The sequence below is a fragment of the Blastococcus sp. SYSU D00695 genome (genome assembly GCF_054050555.1).
Window position 1 is genome coordinate 13,091 of sequence record NZ_JBJGZP010000015.1, and the last position, 14,758, is coordinate 27,848.

The 14,758-nt window shown below is 77.0% G+C and carries 14 protein-coding genes; 1 reads left to right on the forward strand and 13 read right to left on the reverse strand.

The features are described from left to right. Positions 1 to 222: 222 nt before the first annotated feature. From lgt to ACI781_RS11700, 13 genes are all read right to left on the reverse strand, one after another. On the reverse strand, positions 223 to 1,200 hold the full coding sequence (lgt, locus tag ACI781_RS11640) for a prolipoprotein diacylglyceryl transferase (protein WP_456566260.1): 978 nt from the start codon (positions 1,198 to 1,200) through the stop codon (positions 223 to 225). Further along, positions 1,197 to 2,012 carry a tryptophan synthase subunit alpha gene (gene trpA, locus ACI781_RS11645; protein WP_456566261.1) on the reverse strand — a complete coding sequence of 272 codons (816 nt, stop codon included), beginning with the start codon at positions 2,010 to 2,012 and terminating at the stop codon, positions 1,197 to 1,199. Before trpA ends, lgt begins: the two co-directional genes overlap by 4 nt. Further along, complete coding sequence (gene trpB / locus ACI781_RS11650; protein WP_456566262.1) at positions 2,009 to 3,358, reverse strand: tryptophan synthase subunit beta; 1,350 nt, start codon at positions 3,356 to 3,358, stop codon at positions 2,009 to 2,011. Before trpB ends, trpA begins: the two co-directional genes overlap by 4 nt. Positions 3,359 to 3,423: 65 nt before the next feature. Next, positions 3,424 to 4,233: an indole-3-glycerol phosphate synthase TrpC gene (gene trpC, locus ACI781_RS11655; RefSeq protein ID WP_456566263.1), complete on the reverse strand. Its 810-nt coding sequence runs from the start codon at positions 4,231 to 4,233 to the stop codon at positions 3,424 to 3,426. A gap of 113 nt (positions 4,234 to 4,346) precedes the next feature. Beyond that, positions 4,347 to 5,030 carry a Trp biosynthesis-associated membrane protein gene (locus tag ACI781_RS11660; RefSeq protein ID WP_456566264.1) on the reverse strand — a complete coding sequence of 228 codons (684 nt, stop codon included), beginning with the start codon at positions 5,028 to 5,030 and terminating at the stop codon, positions 4,347 to 4,349. Next, the gene (locus ACI781_RS11665; RefSeq protein ID WP_456566265.1) at positions 5,027 to 6,532 is read right to left on the reverse strand and encodes an anthranilate synthase component I; all 1,506 of its coding nucleotides are present in this window, start codon (positions 6,530 to 6,532) and stop codon (positions 5,027 to 5,029) included. The genes ACI781_RS11660 and ACI781_RS11665 overlap by 4 nt, the downstream gene beginning before the upstream one ends. Next, complete coding sequence (gene hisI / locus ACI781_RS11670) at positions 6,529 to 6,903, reverse strand: phosphoribosyl-AMP cyclohydrolase (RefSeq protein ID WP_456566266.1); 375 nt, start codon at positions 6,901 to 6,903, stop codon at positions 6,529 to 6,531. The genes ACI781_RS11665 and hisI overlap by 4 nt, the downstream gene beginning before the upstream one ends. 44 nt (positions 6,904 to 6,947) lie before the next feature. Beyond that, complete coding sequence (locus ACI781_RS11675) at positions 6,948 to 7,652, reverse strand: hypothetical protein (RefSeq protein ID WP_456566267.1); 705 nt, start codon at positions 7,650 to 7,652, stop codon at positions 6,948 to 6,950. Beyond that, on the reverse strand, positions 7,649 to 9,301 hold the full coding sequence (locus ACI781_RS11680; RefSeq protein WP_456566268.1) for an FAD-binding dehydrogenase: 1,653 nt from the start codon (positions 9,299 to 9,301) through the stop codon (positions 7,649 to 7,651). The genes ACI781_RS11675 and ACI781_RS11680 overlap by 4 nt, the downstream gene beginning before the upstream one ends. A gap of 10 nt (positions 9,302 to 9,311) precedes the next feature. Further along, positions 9,312 to 9,827: a hypothetical protein gene (locus ACI781_RS11685; protein WP_456566269.1), complete on the reverse strand. Its 516-nt coding sequence runs from the start codon at positions 9,825 to 9,827 to the stop codon at positions 9,312 to 9,314. A 73-nt stretch (positions 9,828 to 9,900) separates the two neighbouring features. Then, a complete protein-coding gene (locus ACI781_RS11690) occupies positions 9,901 to 10,362 on the reverse strand; it encodes a hypothetical protein (RefSeq protein ID WP_456566270.1) in 462 nt (153 codons plus the stop codon). 70 nt (positions 10,363 to 10,432) lie between these two features. Next, positions 10,433 to 12,256, reverse strand: coding sequence for an ABC transporter ATP-binding protein (locus ACI781_RS11695; protein WP_456566271.1), 1,824 nt, complete (start codon positions 12,254 to 12,256; stop codon positions 10,433 to 10,435). Next, positions 12,253 to 14,028, reverse strand: coding sequence for an ABC transporter ATP-binding protein (locus tag ACI781_RS11700; RefSeq protein WP_456566272.1), 1,776 nt, complete (start codon positions 14,026 to 14,028; stop codon positions 12,253 to 12,255). Before ACI781_RS11700 ends, ACI781_RS11695 begins: the two co-directional genes overlap by 4 nt. Before the next feature lie 110 nt (positions 14,029 to 14,138). Between ACI781_RS11700 and ACI781_RS11705 the strand changes: the two genes are divergently transcribed. After that, positions 14,139 to 14,741: a TIGR03085 family metal-binding protein gene (locus ACI781_RS11705; RefSeq protein WP_456566273.1), complete on the forward strand. Its 603-nt coding sequence runs from the start codon at positions 14,139 to 14,141 to the stop codon at positions 14,739 to 14,741. Positions 14,742 to 14,758 lie beyond the last annotated feature (17 nt).

Sequence of the window (14,758 nt, forward strand, 5' to 3'; positions counted from 1 at the left end):
TCAGCGGGGACTCTGCGGTCGAACGCGGCGCCGGGAGGACGGACCTGGACCGGGCTGCAGCTCGGGACTCCCGCGGATGGTGCCGCGGGACCGTCGTCCGCGGGGCGTCGCTGGCCCGGTCCGACACATGCCGCCCACCGGGATCACCGGTGGGCTCGGGGGAAGGGTACACAGCCGCAACACCCGGTGAAGCCCGGGAAACGGCGGGTGGGACGGGGTCGGTCAGGGGCGGTCGCGGCCGCGCCGGGGACCCTTCCGAGGACCGTCCGCGTGGGTCTCCTCGGCCGGGGTGTCCGTGCTGGTCACGGGCACGGCGGTGTCCTCCCGCGCCGCGCCGGTCTCCCCCCGTCCGCCGTCCGTGCCGCCGCCGCTGTCGCCGTCCCCGCCCCGGTCGATGACCTCCCGCGGGCGGCCGCGCAGCGCGACGATGTACGCCACGGCGGCCAGGCCCACCACCAGGCAGGTGAACACGTTGAGGCGGACGCCGAAGAAGTGGTTGGCCGGGTCGCTGCGCAGCAGCTCGACCCACAGCCGGCCGGCGCAGTAGAGCGCGACGTAGAGGGCGAACGCGCGGCCGTGGCCGAGCCGGAAGCGCCGGTCGGCCCAGACCACGACGGCCGCGGCGGCCAGGTTCCACAGCAGCTCGTAGAGGAACGTCGGGTGGAACGTGGCGACGTCCAGGTACTGCTCGGGCCGGTGCGCGAGGTCGATCTCCAGCCCCCACGGCAGGTCGGTCGGGCCGCCGAACAGCTCCTGGTTGAACCAGTTGCCCAGCCGGCCCACGGCCTGGGCCACGAGCAGGGCCGGTGCGATCGCGTCGCCGAACGCCGGCAGCGGGATGCCCATCCGCCGGCAGGCGATCCACGCGCCGACCCCGCCGAGGGCGATGGCACCCCAGATGCCCAGGCCGCCCTCCCAGATGGCGAACGCCCGCAGCGGGTCCCCGCCCTCGCCGAAGTAGGGCTGCGGCGTGGTGATCACGTGGTAGAGGCGGCCGCCGACGATGCCGAAGGGCACGGCGTACACGGCGATGTCGAGCACGTCGCCGGGGCGCCCGCCGCGGGCGACCCACCGGCGCTCGGCGATCCAGCAGGCCAGGGCGATGCCGGCGATGATGCACAGGGCGTACGCCCGCAGCGGCACCGGCCCGAGGTGCCAGACGCCCTGGGCGGGGCTGGGGATGCTGGCCAGCACGGTCACGCCGGCGCCCCCGCCCGCTGCCGCACGCCGCGCGCGAGGTCGGCCGACAGCCGCCGGACGCCGTCGGGTCCCTCGCCGTCCAGCAGGGTGCGGACGTACGCCGAGCCGACGATGACGCCGTCGGCGAAGGCGGCCACCTCGGCAGCCTGGTCGCCGTTGGACACCCCCAGGCCCACGCACACCGGCAGGCCGTCGGCGACCTCGGCGATCGCCTCGCGGGTGCGGGCGACCAGCCGCTCGGCCGCGTCCCCGACGGTGGCCCGGGTGCCGGTCACGCCCATGGTGGAGGCGGCGTAGACGAAGCCGCGGCAGGCGGCCACCGTGGCGCGCAGCCGCGCGTCGGTGGACGACGGCGCGACGAGGAACACCCGGTCCAGGCCCGCCGCGTCGGAGGCGGCCAGCCAGGCGCCGGCCTCGTCCGGGATCAGGTCGGGGGTGATCGCGCCCGCCCCGCCGGCGGCGGCCAGGTCGGTGGCGAACCGCTCGACGCCGTAGCGCTCGACCGGGTTCCAGTAGCTCATCACCACCGGGACGGCGCCCGCGGCCGCGACGGCCTCGACGGCGCGCAGCACGTCGCGCATGCCGACCCCGGCGCGGACGGCCACGTCGACCGCCTGCTGGATCACCGGCCCGTCCATGCCCGGGTCGCTGTAGGGGACGCCGATCTCGACGACGTCGGCCCCGCCCTCGACGGCGGCCACCATCGCGGCGATCGAGGCGTCGACGTCGGGGTGGCCGACGGGCAGGTAGGCGATGAGCGCGGCGCGGCCCTCGGCGCGCGCGGCGGCGATCCGCTGCTGCAGCGCGCTCATGCCTGCGACCCCGCCGCCCGGCCGGGCACCGCGGTGCCGTTGCTGACCGCGCCCTCGGTGGGCCGCTGGCCGGTGTCCAGCCCGGGCCCCGGGTCGACCTCCTCGGCGTCGCCCAGCCCGAACCAGCGCGACGCGGTCTCCACGTCCTTGTCCCCCCGGCCGGACAGGTTGACCAGCAGCAGCGCGCCCTCGCCCAGCTCGCGGCCCAGCCGCATGGCCCCGGCCAGGGCGTGCGCCGACTCGATCGCCGGGATGATGCCCTCGGTGCGGCACAGGAGCCCGAAGGCCTCCATCGCCTCGGCGTCGGTGACCGGCCGGTACTCGGCGCGGCCGATGTCGTGCAGGTGGGAGTGCTCCGGGCCGACGCCGGGGTAGTCCAGGCCGGCGCTGATCGAGTGGGACTCGATCGTCTGGCCGTTCTCGTCCTGCAGCAGGTAGGACCGGGCGCCGTGCAGCACGCCCGGCGTCCCGCCGGTGATGGTGGCGGCGTGCCGGCCGGTCTCCACGCCGTCGCCCGCGGCCTCGAGGCCGACGAGACGGACCTCCTCGTCGGGCACGAAGGCGGTGAAGATGCCGATGGCGTTGGAGCCGCCGCCGACGCAGGCGAGGACGGCGTCGGGCAGCCGGCCCTCCCGCTCCAGCAGCTGGGCACGCGCCTCGTCGCCGATGACCCGCTGGAAGTCGCGGACCATCGCCGGGAACGGGTGCGGCCCGGCGACGGTGCCGAACACGTAGTTGGTGGTCTCCACGTTGGTGACCCAGTCGCGGAAGGCCTCGTTGATCGCGTCCTTGAGGGTGCGCGAACCGGTGGTCACCGGGATGACCTCGGCGCCCAGCAGCCGCATGCGGGCCACGTTGAGCGCCTGCCGCCGGGTGTCCTCCTCGCCCATGTAGACGGTGCAGGACAGGCCCATCAGCGCCGCCGCGGTCGCCGTGGCGACGCCGTGCTGGCCGGCGCCGGTCTCGGCGATGACCCGGCTCTTGCCGATCCGCTTCGTGAGCAGCGCCTGACCGAGGACATTGTTGATCTTGTGCGAGCCGGTGTGGTTGAGGTCCTCGCGCTTGAGCAGCACGCGCGCGCCGCCGCAGTGCTCGGCGAACTTCGGCACCTCGGTGACCGGGCTGGGCCGGCCGGTGTAGTCGCGCTGCAGGGTGGCGAACTGCTCGATGAACACCGGGTCGACCCGCATCGCCTCGTAGGCCTCGGTGAGGTCGTCCAGGGCGGCGACCAGCGCCTCGGGGACGAAGCGGCCACCGAAGACCCCGAAGTGGCCCGTCGCGTCCGGCCAGGCCGGTGCCGCCGGCGCGAGTCGGGGCTCGGGCGGGGCGTCGGCGCGGGAGGTCATGCCACCAGTGTCGCGCGCCGGGGACCCCGGCCGGTGGAGGGGGTGCGCCGGAGCGGCGGGCGACCCTACCGGCTGGGGCGCGGGGTCGCCGGGTGGGAGCCGGCGGTGACCAGGTCCGCGACCGCCTGGCGGGCGTCGCCGGCGGTCACCAGGCCCTCGCCGACGAGGACGGCGTCCGCGCCGGCGCCTGCGTAGGAGATGAGGTCGTGCGGGCCGCGGACGCCGGACTCGGCGACCTTGACCACCGTGGAGGGCAGCCCGGGGGCGATCCGCTCGAACGTGGAGCGGTCCACCTGCAGCGTCGTGAGGTCGCGGGCGTTGACCCCGATGACGGAGGCCCCGGCGGCCAGCGCGCGGTCGGCCTCGGCCTCGGTGTGCACCTCCACCAGCGCGGTCATGCCCAGGGACTCGACCCGCTCGAGCAGCCCGATCAGCGCGTTCTGCTCCAGCGCGGCGACGATCAGCAGCACGACGTCGGCGCCGTGGGCACGGGCCTCGTGCACCTGGTAGCTGCTGACGACGAAGTCCTTGCACAGCACCGGGACGTCGACGGCCGCGCGCACGGCGGCGAGGTCGGCCTGGCTGCCGCCGAAGCGACGCCGCTCGGTGAGCACGCTGATCACCCGGGCGCCACCGGCGGCGTACTGGCCGGCGAGCACCGCGGGGTCGGGGATGTCGGCCAGCGCGCCCTTGGACGGGCTGGAGCGCTTGACCTCGGCGATGACGCCGACGCCGGGGGCGCGCAGCGCGGCCTGGGCGTCGAGGGCCGGGTGGGCATCGCGGGCGGCCGCCATCACCTCGGCGAGCGGGGTCGCCGCCTCGCGTGCGGCCAGGTCCTCCCGGACGCCGGCGACGATCTCGTCGAGGACGTTCACGACCCCTCCTCCGTGCTGATCGTCGCGGTGGCGACCCGTGCGTGAGACCGAGATCACGCGTGTCCGCCCTGGTCCGGGGTACAGCCGGCCGCTGCTCCCGTCCGCGGCCCACTCTAGAGGCGGGCTCCCTGGGCCCCGGCCGGGGGTGGGCCGGGATCGGCGTCCGGGCCGTCGGCGGGCGCCGGGGCGGGGCCCTCGCCGGCGGGGTCGGCCGTCGGGTCCTCGCCGCGGTCCAGCGCGCGCCAGGCGTCGAGCGCGCGGTCCTCGCGGGTGCCGGCGGCGGGGAGGGAGCCGGCCGGTGTCCGCTCGTACCGGCGGCCCATCGCGCTCCACCCGGGCCCGCGCAGGACGGCGAGGGCCCCCGCGGCGACGCCGAGGACGCCGGCGACGACGCACAGCACCGGCCAGGCCGCGGCCCGGCTCACCTCCAGCGCGGTCGCCCCGGCCGCGGTGGCGTCGGACAGGTCGGCCAGCCCCGGCTCGTCGACCAGCGCGCGCAGCCCCGACCACAGCAGCGTCCCGCCGCCGACGCAGGCGAGCAGGCCGACGAGCTGGCGGCCGCGGCCGCGCGCGGCGACGACGGCCACGGCGGCGGCCAGCAGGAGCAGCCCGCAGGCCGGCACCAGCGCCGCCAGCTGGCTGCCGGCCAGCTCCTCGGTGACCGGGGGCAGCGGCGGGCGGCGGGACACCGTGGCGGTGGCCCACGTCTGCCCGCCGGCGGTGAGCGCCAGGCCGCCGGCGACGGCGAGCCCGGCGATCGCGGCGGTCAGCTCGCGGCGCCCGGCGGACGCGGTCATGCCAGCTCCCGCATCCCCTCGGCCGCCGCGATCGCCGACAGCACCGCCCGGGCCTTGTGCCGGGTCTCGGCCTCCTCGGTCGCCGGGTCGCTGTCGGCCACGATCCCGGCGCCGGCCTGCACGTACGCCCGGCCCTGGTGGAGCACGGCGGTGCGGATGGCGATGGCCATGTCCAGGTCGCCGCTGGCGTCGACGTACCCGACCGTGCCCGCGTACAGCGCCCGCCGGGTCGGCTCCAGCGACTCGATGATCTCCATGGCGCTCGGCTTGGGCGCCCCGGACACGGTGCCGGCCGGGAAGGTGGCGTCGAACACGTCGAGGGCGTCCCACTCGGGCGCGACCTCGCCGGCCACGGTCGACACCAGGTGCATGACGTGGCTGTAGTGCTCGACCCGCATGAAGTCGGGCACCTCGACGGTGCCCGGCACGCACACCCGGCCCAGGTCGTTGCGGGCCAGGTCGACCAGCATCACGTGCTCGGCGCGCTCCTTGGGGTCGGCCAGCAGCCCCTCGGCCAGCCGGGCGTCCTCCTCCGGGGTCGCCCCGCGGGGGCGGGTGCCGGCCGGCGGGTGCACCACCGCGGAGCGGCCGGTCACCGTCACCAACGCCTCCGGCGAGGAGCCGACGACGTCGAACGGCGTCTCCCGGCCGGCGAAGCGCAGCAGGTACATGTACGGCGAGGGGTTCGTCGCCCGCAGCACCCGGTACAGGTCGAGGGCGTCGACGTCCGTGGCCACCTCGAACCGCTGGGCCAGCACGACCTGGAAGGCGTCGCCGGCGCGGATGTGCTCGCGCACCCGCTCCACGCCCTCCTCGTACACGCCGGGGGCCATGTTGCTGGTCACCGGCGGCGGGTCGGCGGGGGTGAACGCGGCGAGCCCGGCGGGCGTGGCCTTCGCCAGCGCCGCGGCCATGGCGTCGATGCGGGCGACGGCGTCGTCCCAGGCCGCGCCCGGGTCGGCCGAGCGGAAGGCGTTCGCGATGAGCAGCACGCTGCCGTCGGTGTGGTCGAGGACGGCCAGGTCGGTGACCAGCAGCATCGCCAGCTCGGGCATGCCCAGGTCGTCGGTGGCCAGCCGGGGCAGCCGCTCCAGCCGCCGCACGACGTCGTAGCCCAGGTAGCCCACCAGTCCGCCGGTCAGCGGCGGCAGGCCGGGCGTGCGCGGGGTGCGCAGCCGCCGCGCCAGGGTGCGGACGGCGGCCAGCGGGTCGGCCGGGAGGTCGTCGGTGAGCCCCGGGAGCGGGTCGCCGAGCCACTCGGTGGCGCCGTCCCGCTCGGTGAGCACCCCGGCGCTGCGCACGCCGACGAAGCTGTAGCGCGCCCACTGCCGGCCCTGCTCGGCGGACTCGAGCAGCACGGTGCCGGGCCGGTCGCCGGCCAGCGTGCGGTGGACGCCGACGGCGGTGAGCCCGTCGGCCAGCAGCCGGCGCACGACCGGGACCACCGGCCGGTCCAGCCCGGCGAACTCCTCCCGGCTCGGGGAGGTCTCCCCCAGCCTCATGCCGGCGCCCCGGCGGTGGTGGGCAGCGCGCGGTGGAAGCAGCTGCGCTCGCCGGTGTGGCAGGCCGGGCCCTCCTGGTCGACGAGCACCAGCAGGGCGTCGCCGTCGCAGTCCAGGCGCACGTCGCGCACCCACTGGCGGTGGCCGGAGGTCTCGCCCTTCACCCAGTACTCGCGCCGGCTGCGGGACCAGTAGGTGGCGCGGCCGGTGGTCAGGGTGCGGCGCAGGGCCTCGTCGTCCATCCACGCCACCATCAGCACCTCGCCGCTGTCGTGCTGCTGCACGACGGCGGCCACCAGCCCGGCGGGGTCGCGGCGCAGGAGCGCGGCGACGTCCGGGTCGAGGGCGGGAGCGGGCGGGACGGCGGTCATGCCCCCGATCCTCCCCCGTGGCCGCGCGGGCGCCGACACCGGCGTCAGCGGGCGGCGCCGGCCCACTCCCGCGAGGCGCGGGTCAGCAACAGCCCGACGCCGACGGCGGGGCCGGCGGCGAAGACGAGGGCGCCGAAGACGAGCACCCCGGCGGCGTCGTCGGGCCCCGGGACGTCGTCGAGCACGCCGACGATCCGCACCGCCCAGTACAGGGCCAGCAGGACCTGGACGGCGAGCGCGGCCAGCAGCGCCAGCCAGGTGCCGCGGTCGCGCCGGTTGAGGGCCAGCACGCCGGTGGCCACCAGCGCGACCACGGACGCGAACTGGACCCAGGCGAGCACCCGCGCCTCCTGGGCCAGCGACGCCGCGCGGGGGTCGACCGACCCGTCGACGTCGAGGTCGATGCCGAGCACGGAGGCGAACAGCAGCAGGTAGGCCGAGGCGAACGCGACCAGGGCGGCCTGGACGAGGGCGAGCACGGCGGCGGTGACGACCTGCCCGGGGCGGCGGGGCCCGGACGGCTGCGGCCACCCGCCGGGGCCGTACCCGGGCCAGCCGTAGGGGGCCGTCCCGTACGCGGGGGCGCCGTAGCCGGGGGCGCCGTAGCCGGGCGGCCCGTAGGCGGGCGGCCCGTAGGCCCCGTACGGACCCGGGGGGCCGCCGGCCGGGTAGGCGGGCGGCCCGGCGTAGGGCGCGCCCTGCTCGGTGGGGGTGTCGGGGTCGGACCAGGGGTCGCGGGGCTGGGTCACAGCGCGGCCGCCAGGGCACGGCCCGCCGTCCGGCCGGAGAACAGGCAGCCGCCGAGGAAGGTGCCCTCCAGCGACCGGTAGCCGTGCATGCCGCCGCCGCCGAAACCGGCGACCTCGCCGGCGGCGTACAGGCCGGGGAACGGCTCGCCGCCGGGCCGCAGCACCCGGCCGGACAGGTCGGTCTCCAGCCCGCCGAGCGTCTTGCGGGTGAGCAGGTTCAGCCGGACGGCGATCAGCGGACCCGCCTCGGGGTCCAGCAGCCGGTGCGGGGGCGCGACCCGGATGAGCTTGTCGCCCAGGTAGCTGCGGGCGCCACGGACGGCGGTGAGCTGCAGGTCCTTGGTGAACGGGTGGGCGACCTCGCGGTCGCGGGCCACGACCTCCTCCTCGACGCGGGCCAGCGGCACCTCGGGCTCGCCGCCGGTGATCCGGTTCATGCCGGCGACCAGCTCGGGCAGGGTCCGGGCGACGACGAAGTCCTCGCCGCGGTCGAGGAAGGCCTGCACCGGGCCGGAGACCCCCGACCGCACCCGGTTCAGCAGCAGCTTGACGTCCTTGCCGGTGAGGTCGGGGTTCTGCTCGGAGCCCGACAGCGCGAACTCCTTCTCGACGATCTTCTCGGTCGCCACGAACCAGGTGTGCTCGTGCCCGGTCTGCCCGATGTGGGTCAGCGTGCCGAGGGTGTCGAAGCCGGGGAACAGCGGCACCGGCAGCCGCCGGCCGGTCGCGTCGAGCCACAGGGAGGAGGGGCCGGGGAGGATGCGGATGCCGTGCCGCGCCCAGACCGGCGAGTGGTTGGCGATGCCCTCGGTGTAGTGCCACATGCGGTCGCGGTTGACGACGTTCGCGCCGGCGGCCTCGGTGGCCTCGAGCATGTGCCCGTCGACGTGCGCCGGGACGCCGGACAGCAGCCGCCGCGGCGCCGGGCCCAACCGGGCGGGCCAGTTGCGGCGGACCAGGTCGTGGTTGCCGCCGATGCCGCCGGAGGTGACGACGACGGCCTGCGCGCTGATCTCGAACGGCTCGACCTCGGCCCGGGAGCTGGCCTCGCCGCGGGCGGCGTCGCTGGGCTCCAGGACCGCCCCGCGCACGCCGGTCACCGCCCCGCCGCTGACGACCAGCTCGCCCACCCGGTGGCGGAACCGCAGCTGGACCAGCCCGCGGTCCACGGCCTCGCGGACCCGCCGGGCGAACGCCTCGACGATCCCGGGGCCGGTGCCCCAGACGATGTGGAAGCGCGGCACCGAGTTGCCGTGCCCGGTGGCGGTGTAGCCGCCGCGCTCGGCCCAGCCGACGACCGGGAAGAAGCCGACCCCCTGGCTGCGCAGCCACGCCCGCTTCTCCCCCGCGGCGAACTGCAGGTAGGCCTCGGCCCACCGGCGCGGCCAGTGGTCCTCCTCGCGGTCGAACCCGGCGGTGCCGAACCAGTCCTGCCGGGCCAGCTCGAGGGAGTCGTGCACCCGCAGCCGCCGCTGCTCGGGCGAGTCGACCAGGAACAGCCCGCCGAAGGACCACCACGCCTGGCCACCGAAGGAGGCCTCCGGCTCCTGGTCCAGCAGCACGACCCGCCGGCCGGCGTCGGCCAGCTCCGCGGTCGCCACCAGCCCGGCCAGGCCGGCGCCCACCACCACGACGTCTGTGTCGGTCACGGCGACGACGCTAGCGGGCCGCGGGCGTCCTGCCCGGCCGCGACGGGGCCGGGCGCGCGGCGGTCCACTCGCGGACCGGCCGCCCGGTCGCCAGGAGGAGGCAGCCGACGGGCCCGGCGAGCATCAGCAGCGCCCACCACAGGGCCTGCCCGCCGCCCAGCGCCCCGAACAGCACGGCCAGGCCGAGCAGGAGCAGCAGCGGCAGGGTGCTGGCGGCGGCCAGCACCAGCCACGCCCGCGGCCGCCCGCGCCAGACCAGCACCGCGCCCGCGACGCACCACGCCGCCAGGGCGAGCGCGGCCAGGACGTACCAGTGCAGGCCGGGGTCGGGCTCCCAGAGCAGCCAGCCCAGGTACAGCTCCTCGAGGGCCACCAGGCCGGCGAAGACCACGGCGAAGGGCACCGTCTGCGGCCGGCCGGACGGGGCGGCGACGCGGGTGGCCGAACGGGCCAGCGGATGCGGCGCGACGGGCGCCGGCCGGGTGCCGGGGCGGCCGCGCGGGGAGCGGCGGGGGGCGGGCGGCATGGGCCGGGAGCGTAGGGCGGGGAACTGGGAGGGAGCTGGGCGCCGCGCCCGGGGGCGGGCCGGGGCGGTCAGCTCACCGGGCGGTGCGCCCGGGCCGGCCGGCGAGCCAGGCGCGGGTCGGGCGGGCCAGCGCGAACGCCGCGGCCAGCACCGGGAACAGCATGATCAGCAGCGGACCCACCCCGACGCCGTCGCCGTCCTCCCACGCCGCCCGGTAGACCGCCACCGTCAGCCCGACCGGCAGCAGGACGGCGAGCAGCAGCGGCACCCAGCCGCGGCGGGTGAGCAGCCACATGGCCGCGAGCAGCTGCACCACCGGGGCGAGGAAGACCACCCACACCCAGGGCTCGCGCGCGCTGTCGGAGCTCAGGCCCCCGAGGGCGAACAGCAGCAGCGCCATGAGCAGCAGCGGGACGACGGCGACGACGCCGCAGACGCCCGCGGTGAGCGCGGTCCACGGCATGCGGGCAGGCGTCGCGGGCAGGGACGCCGCGCCCCGGTCGGCGGGGACGTCTGCGGCGCTGGTCGACGGCACCGCCGCAGGCTAGCGCCCCGCGCGGCCTGCCGCGGGCCGCGCACTCGCGGCGCGGCCCGCGGCGGACGGGTCAGGCGACCTGCTCGGGCTGCCCACTGGCGGAGCGGCGCCAGGACGCGTGCAGCCGGGCGTAGGGCCCCTCGGCGGTGACCAGCTGCTCGTGGCTGCCGCGCTGGACGACCCGGCCGGCGTCGACGACCAGCACCTCGTCGGCGCGCTCGGCGGTGGACAGCCGGTGGGCGATGGTCAGCGTCGTCCGGCCGCTGGTCAGCCGGTCCAGCGCCGCGGTGAGCCGCCGCTCGGTCGCGGGGTCCACGGCGCTGGTGGCCTCGTCGAGCACCAGCAGGTCCGGGTCGGCCACGTAGGCGCGCGCGACGGCCACCAGCTGCCGCTCCCCCGCCGACAGGGACTCGCCGCGCTGGCCGACGGGCGTGTCCACACCGGCCGGGAGCCCGGCCAGCCAGGGACCGAGCCCGAGGTCGGCGAACGCGGTGACGACGTCGTCGTCGGTCAGGCCGGGCCGGCCGTAGCGGACGTTGGCCGCGATGGTCGCGTCGAACAGGTAGCCGTCCTGCGGGACCATCACCACCCGCCGGCGCAGCGAGGCGAAGGCCACCTCGTCGAGGGGCACCCAGCCGCCCTGCGGCGACCCGAGCAGCAGGCGGCCCTCGGTCGGGTCCATCAGGCGGGTGACGAGCTTGGCGAACGTCGTCTTCCCCGACCCGGTCTCGCCGACGATCGCGACCCGGCGGCGCGGGGCGATCTCCAGGTCGACGCCGGTGAGGGCGGGCCGGGCGCCGGGGGCGTAGCGGAAGCCGACGCGGTCGAAGCGCACGCCCAGCGGCCCGTCGGGCAGCTCGTGGGCCGTCCCGTCGCGCGCGGGGTCGCGCACGTCGGGCTCGGTGTCGAGCACGTCCAGGACGCGGCGGAAGCCGGCGACGGCGTTCTGCGCCTCGTTGAGCACCTCGCTGGCGGTCTGCACGGGCGCGACGAACAGCGTGACGAGGAAGAGGAAGGCGATCAGGGTGCCGGCGGTGATGTCACCGGCGAGCCCGAGCAGCACCCCGACCACGACGACGGCGGCGTTGGCGACCGCGGCGACGAACTCGCCGGCGACGTACACGGCCGCCGTCGTCTTCTGCGCCTCCACCTGGGCCCGGTAGTGCCGGTCGATCGCGGCGTCGATGCGGGCGGCGGTGCGCTCGCGCACGCCGTAGGCCCGCACGGTCGACGCGCCGACGACGGACTCGGAGACGGCGGCCAGCACGTCACCGACCCGCTCGCGGACGACGCCGTAGACGGCCGCCAGGCGCCGGGCGAAGAAGCGCACCGCGTAGGCCAGCGGCACGAAGCAGACCAGCACCAGCAGGGTGAGCTGCCACGAGTAGACGAACATGACGACGGTGGCGACCAGCAGCTGGCCGAGGCTCACCACGCCCAGCACGCCGCCCCACTGCATGAAGGTGGACAGCTGGTCGACGTCGCTCGTGACCCGGGAGACCAGCGACCCGCGCCGCTGCCCCTGCTGGTGCAGCACCGACAGGTCGTGCACGTGGCGGAACGCGCGGGTGCGCAGCCCGGCCAGCGCCGTCTCGGTGGTGCGGAACAGCCGCACGTTCATCAGGTAGACCGCGATCCCGGTCACCAGCACGACGGCGGCGCAGATCGCGACCATCCCGCGCACGAGCGGGAGGTCGGGGCCGTCCGGCCCGGCCAGCCCGCGGTCGACGACCTGCTGGACGGCGATCGGGACCACCACGCGCCCGGCGGTGGCGACGAGCGCGAGGGCGAAGGTGACGGGCAGCCCGCGGCGGAACTCGGGCATCATCCGCAGCCCGCGGCGCAGCGTGGCGACCGCACCCTCGGAGCGGTCGGTGATCTCGGCGGTGGTCACGCGGCGACCTCGTCGTGCTGGTAGGCCCGCACCAGGGCGGCGTAGCCGGGGACCTCGGCGAGCAGCTGCTCGTGGGTGCCGCGGGCGCCGACGCGGCCGTCGGCCAGCCACACCACCTCGTCGGCGAGGGCGATGGTGGCCTGGCGGTAGGCGACCACGACGACGGTCGCCGGCGGGTCCGTCTCGCGCAGGGCGTCCAGGATCCGCGCCTCCACGGCCGGGTCCACGGCGCTCGTGGCGTCGTCCAGGACGAGCAGCCGGGGGCGGCGGACGACGGCGCGGGCCAGGGCGATCCGCTGCCGCTGCCCGCCCGACAGGCTGGCGCCGCGCTCCCCCACCCGCGTGTCCAGGCCCTCGGGGAGCCGGTCGACGAACTCGTCGGCCGCGGCGGTGCGCAGCGCGGCCCGCACCCGCTCGTCGGGCACGTCGGCGCCGAGGGTGACGTTGCCGCGCACGGTGTCGTCGAACAGGAAGGTGCCCTGCGCGACGAACGCCGCCTCGCCGCTGACCTCCCCCTCGCGCAGGTGCCGCAGGTCGACGCCGTCGAGCAGGACGCTGCCGTCGACGGGGTCGACCAGCCGGACGAGCAGGCCGGCCAGCGTCGACTTCCCCGAGCCGGTGGGGCCGACGACCGCGACGGTGGTGCCGGCGGCGACGTCGAAGGTGACGTCCGACAGCGTCGGGCGGCCGGCGCCGTCGAAGGTGTAGCCGACGCCGTCCAGGGCGAGGGCCGCGCCGCCGGACCCGCCGGCGCCCGACCGCTCGCCGAACGGGGTCTCGGCCGTGGCCGCCAGCACCGGGGTGACCCGGTCGAAGCCCGCCAGCGCCCGGGGCAGGTCGGCCAGCACCCAGCCGATGGCGCGGATGGGCAGCGCCAGCAGCGTGAACAGGTAGGCGATGGAGACCAGCTCGCCGGCGTCGGTGGCGCCGTCGGCCACCCGCCCGGCGCCGACCAGCAGGACTGCGAGGGTCCCCAGGTTGGGCAGCGCCTCCATCATCGGGTCGAACAGGCCCCGGACCCGGCCCACGGCCACCAGCCCGTCGCGCAGCTCGGTGGTGCGCGCGGCGAAGCGCTCGGTCTCGACGTCCTCGCGGCCGAGGGTCTTCACCACCAGCGCGGCGTCGAAGCTCTCGTGGGCGATCTCGCTGACCTCGGCGCGCAGCTGCTGCGCCCGCTGCATCCGCGGGCTCATGACCTGCGAGTACACGACGTTGATGACGAACACGGCCGGGAAGACCACCAGCCCGATCAGCGCGAGCAGCGGGTCGGTCAGCACGAGCGCGACCGCCGTGATCGCGATCATCACCAGGGCGCCGACGGCGAACGGCAGGGGCGAGACGAAGAACCAGGCGGCCTCGACGTCGGAGTTGGCGTTGGAGAGCAGCTGCCCGGTCGGGTGCCGCTGGTGCCACGACAGCGGCAGCCGCAGGTACTGCCCGGTGACCCGGCGGCGGTAGTCGGCCTGCAGCCGGTAGCCCATGATCCCGGCGAACAGGCGCCGGCCGAGGATGCCGATGATCTTGAGCAGCGCGACGCCGAGGACGGCGACGGCGGCCAGCGTCAGCGCCGCCCCGGTGGTGGCTCCCTCGTCGAAGGCGGGCAGCACGACCCGCTCGGTCACCTCGCCGATGACGTAGGCGCTGCCCACGGTCATCGCCGCGTAGAGGCTGCTGGCGGCGACGGCGAGGGCGAACATGCCCGGCTGCTCGCGGATCCCGAGGCCGATGTGACGGAGTCCGCGCCGGACCACGGCGTCTCGGCTGCGGGGCACGGTTGTCCTCCAGGTGGGGGCGGTGCGGGTGCGTCTCGTTAGGCACGCTAACCGCTGCAGGGGACACCGCGCGCAGGCGCGGCCGCGTCGGGCCTGGTAGACCTCCGGCGGTGACGTCCTCCGCACCGCTGGCCGCCCGCGAGCGGGCCGCCCTGGCCGACCTCCTCGACGCCCTCGGACCGGACGCGCCGACCTGCTGCGACGGGTGGACGACGGCGCACCTGGCCGCCCACCTCGTGGTCCGCGACCGCCGTCCCGACGCGGGGCCGGGCTACGCGCTGGAGGCGCTGCCGGCCGGGCGCCGGCTGCGCGCGCACGCGGCCCGGCTGGAGGAGCGCGCGCGGACCTCGGTGCCGTACCCGGAGCTGGTCGCGCGGGTCCGCGCGGGCGCCCCGGCGTGGGCGCCGATGGGCTGGCCCGTCGTCGGCGACCTGGTCAACGCCGGCGAGTTCGCCATCCACCACGAGGACGTCCGCCGCGCGCAGCCCGGGTGGCGGCCCCGCGAACTCCCCCGTGCCGACCGCGACCGGCTGTGGCAGACCGCGGCGCTGTTCGCGCGGCGGGTCCGCGGCGGCGTCACGCTGCGCCGCACCGACGTGCCGGGCGTGACGAAGCGCCTCGGGACGGGCGGCCCCACGGTCGCCGGCGACCCGATGGATCTGCTGCTGTGGGCCAGCGGCCGCCGCGACGTCGCCCGCGTCGAGGTGACCTGACCGGCGGACCCCTCGGA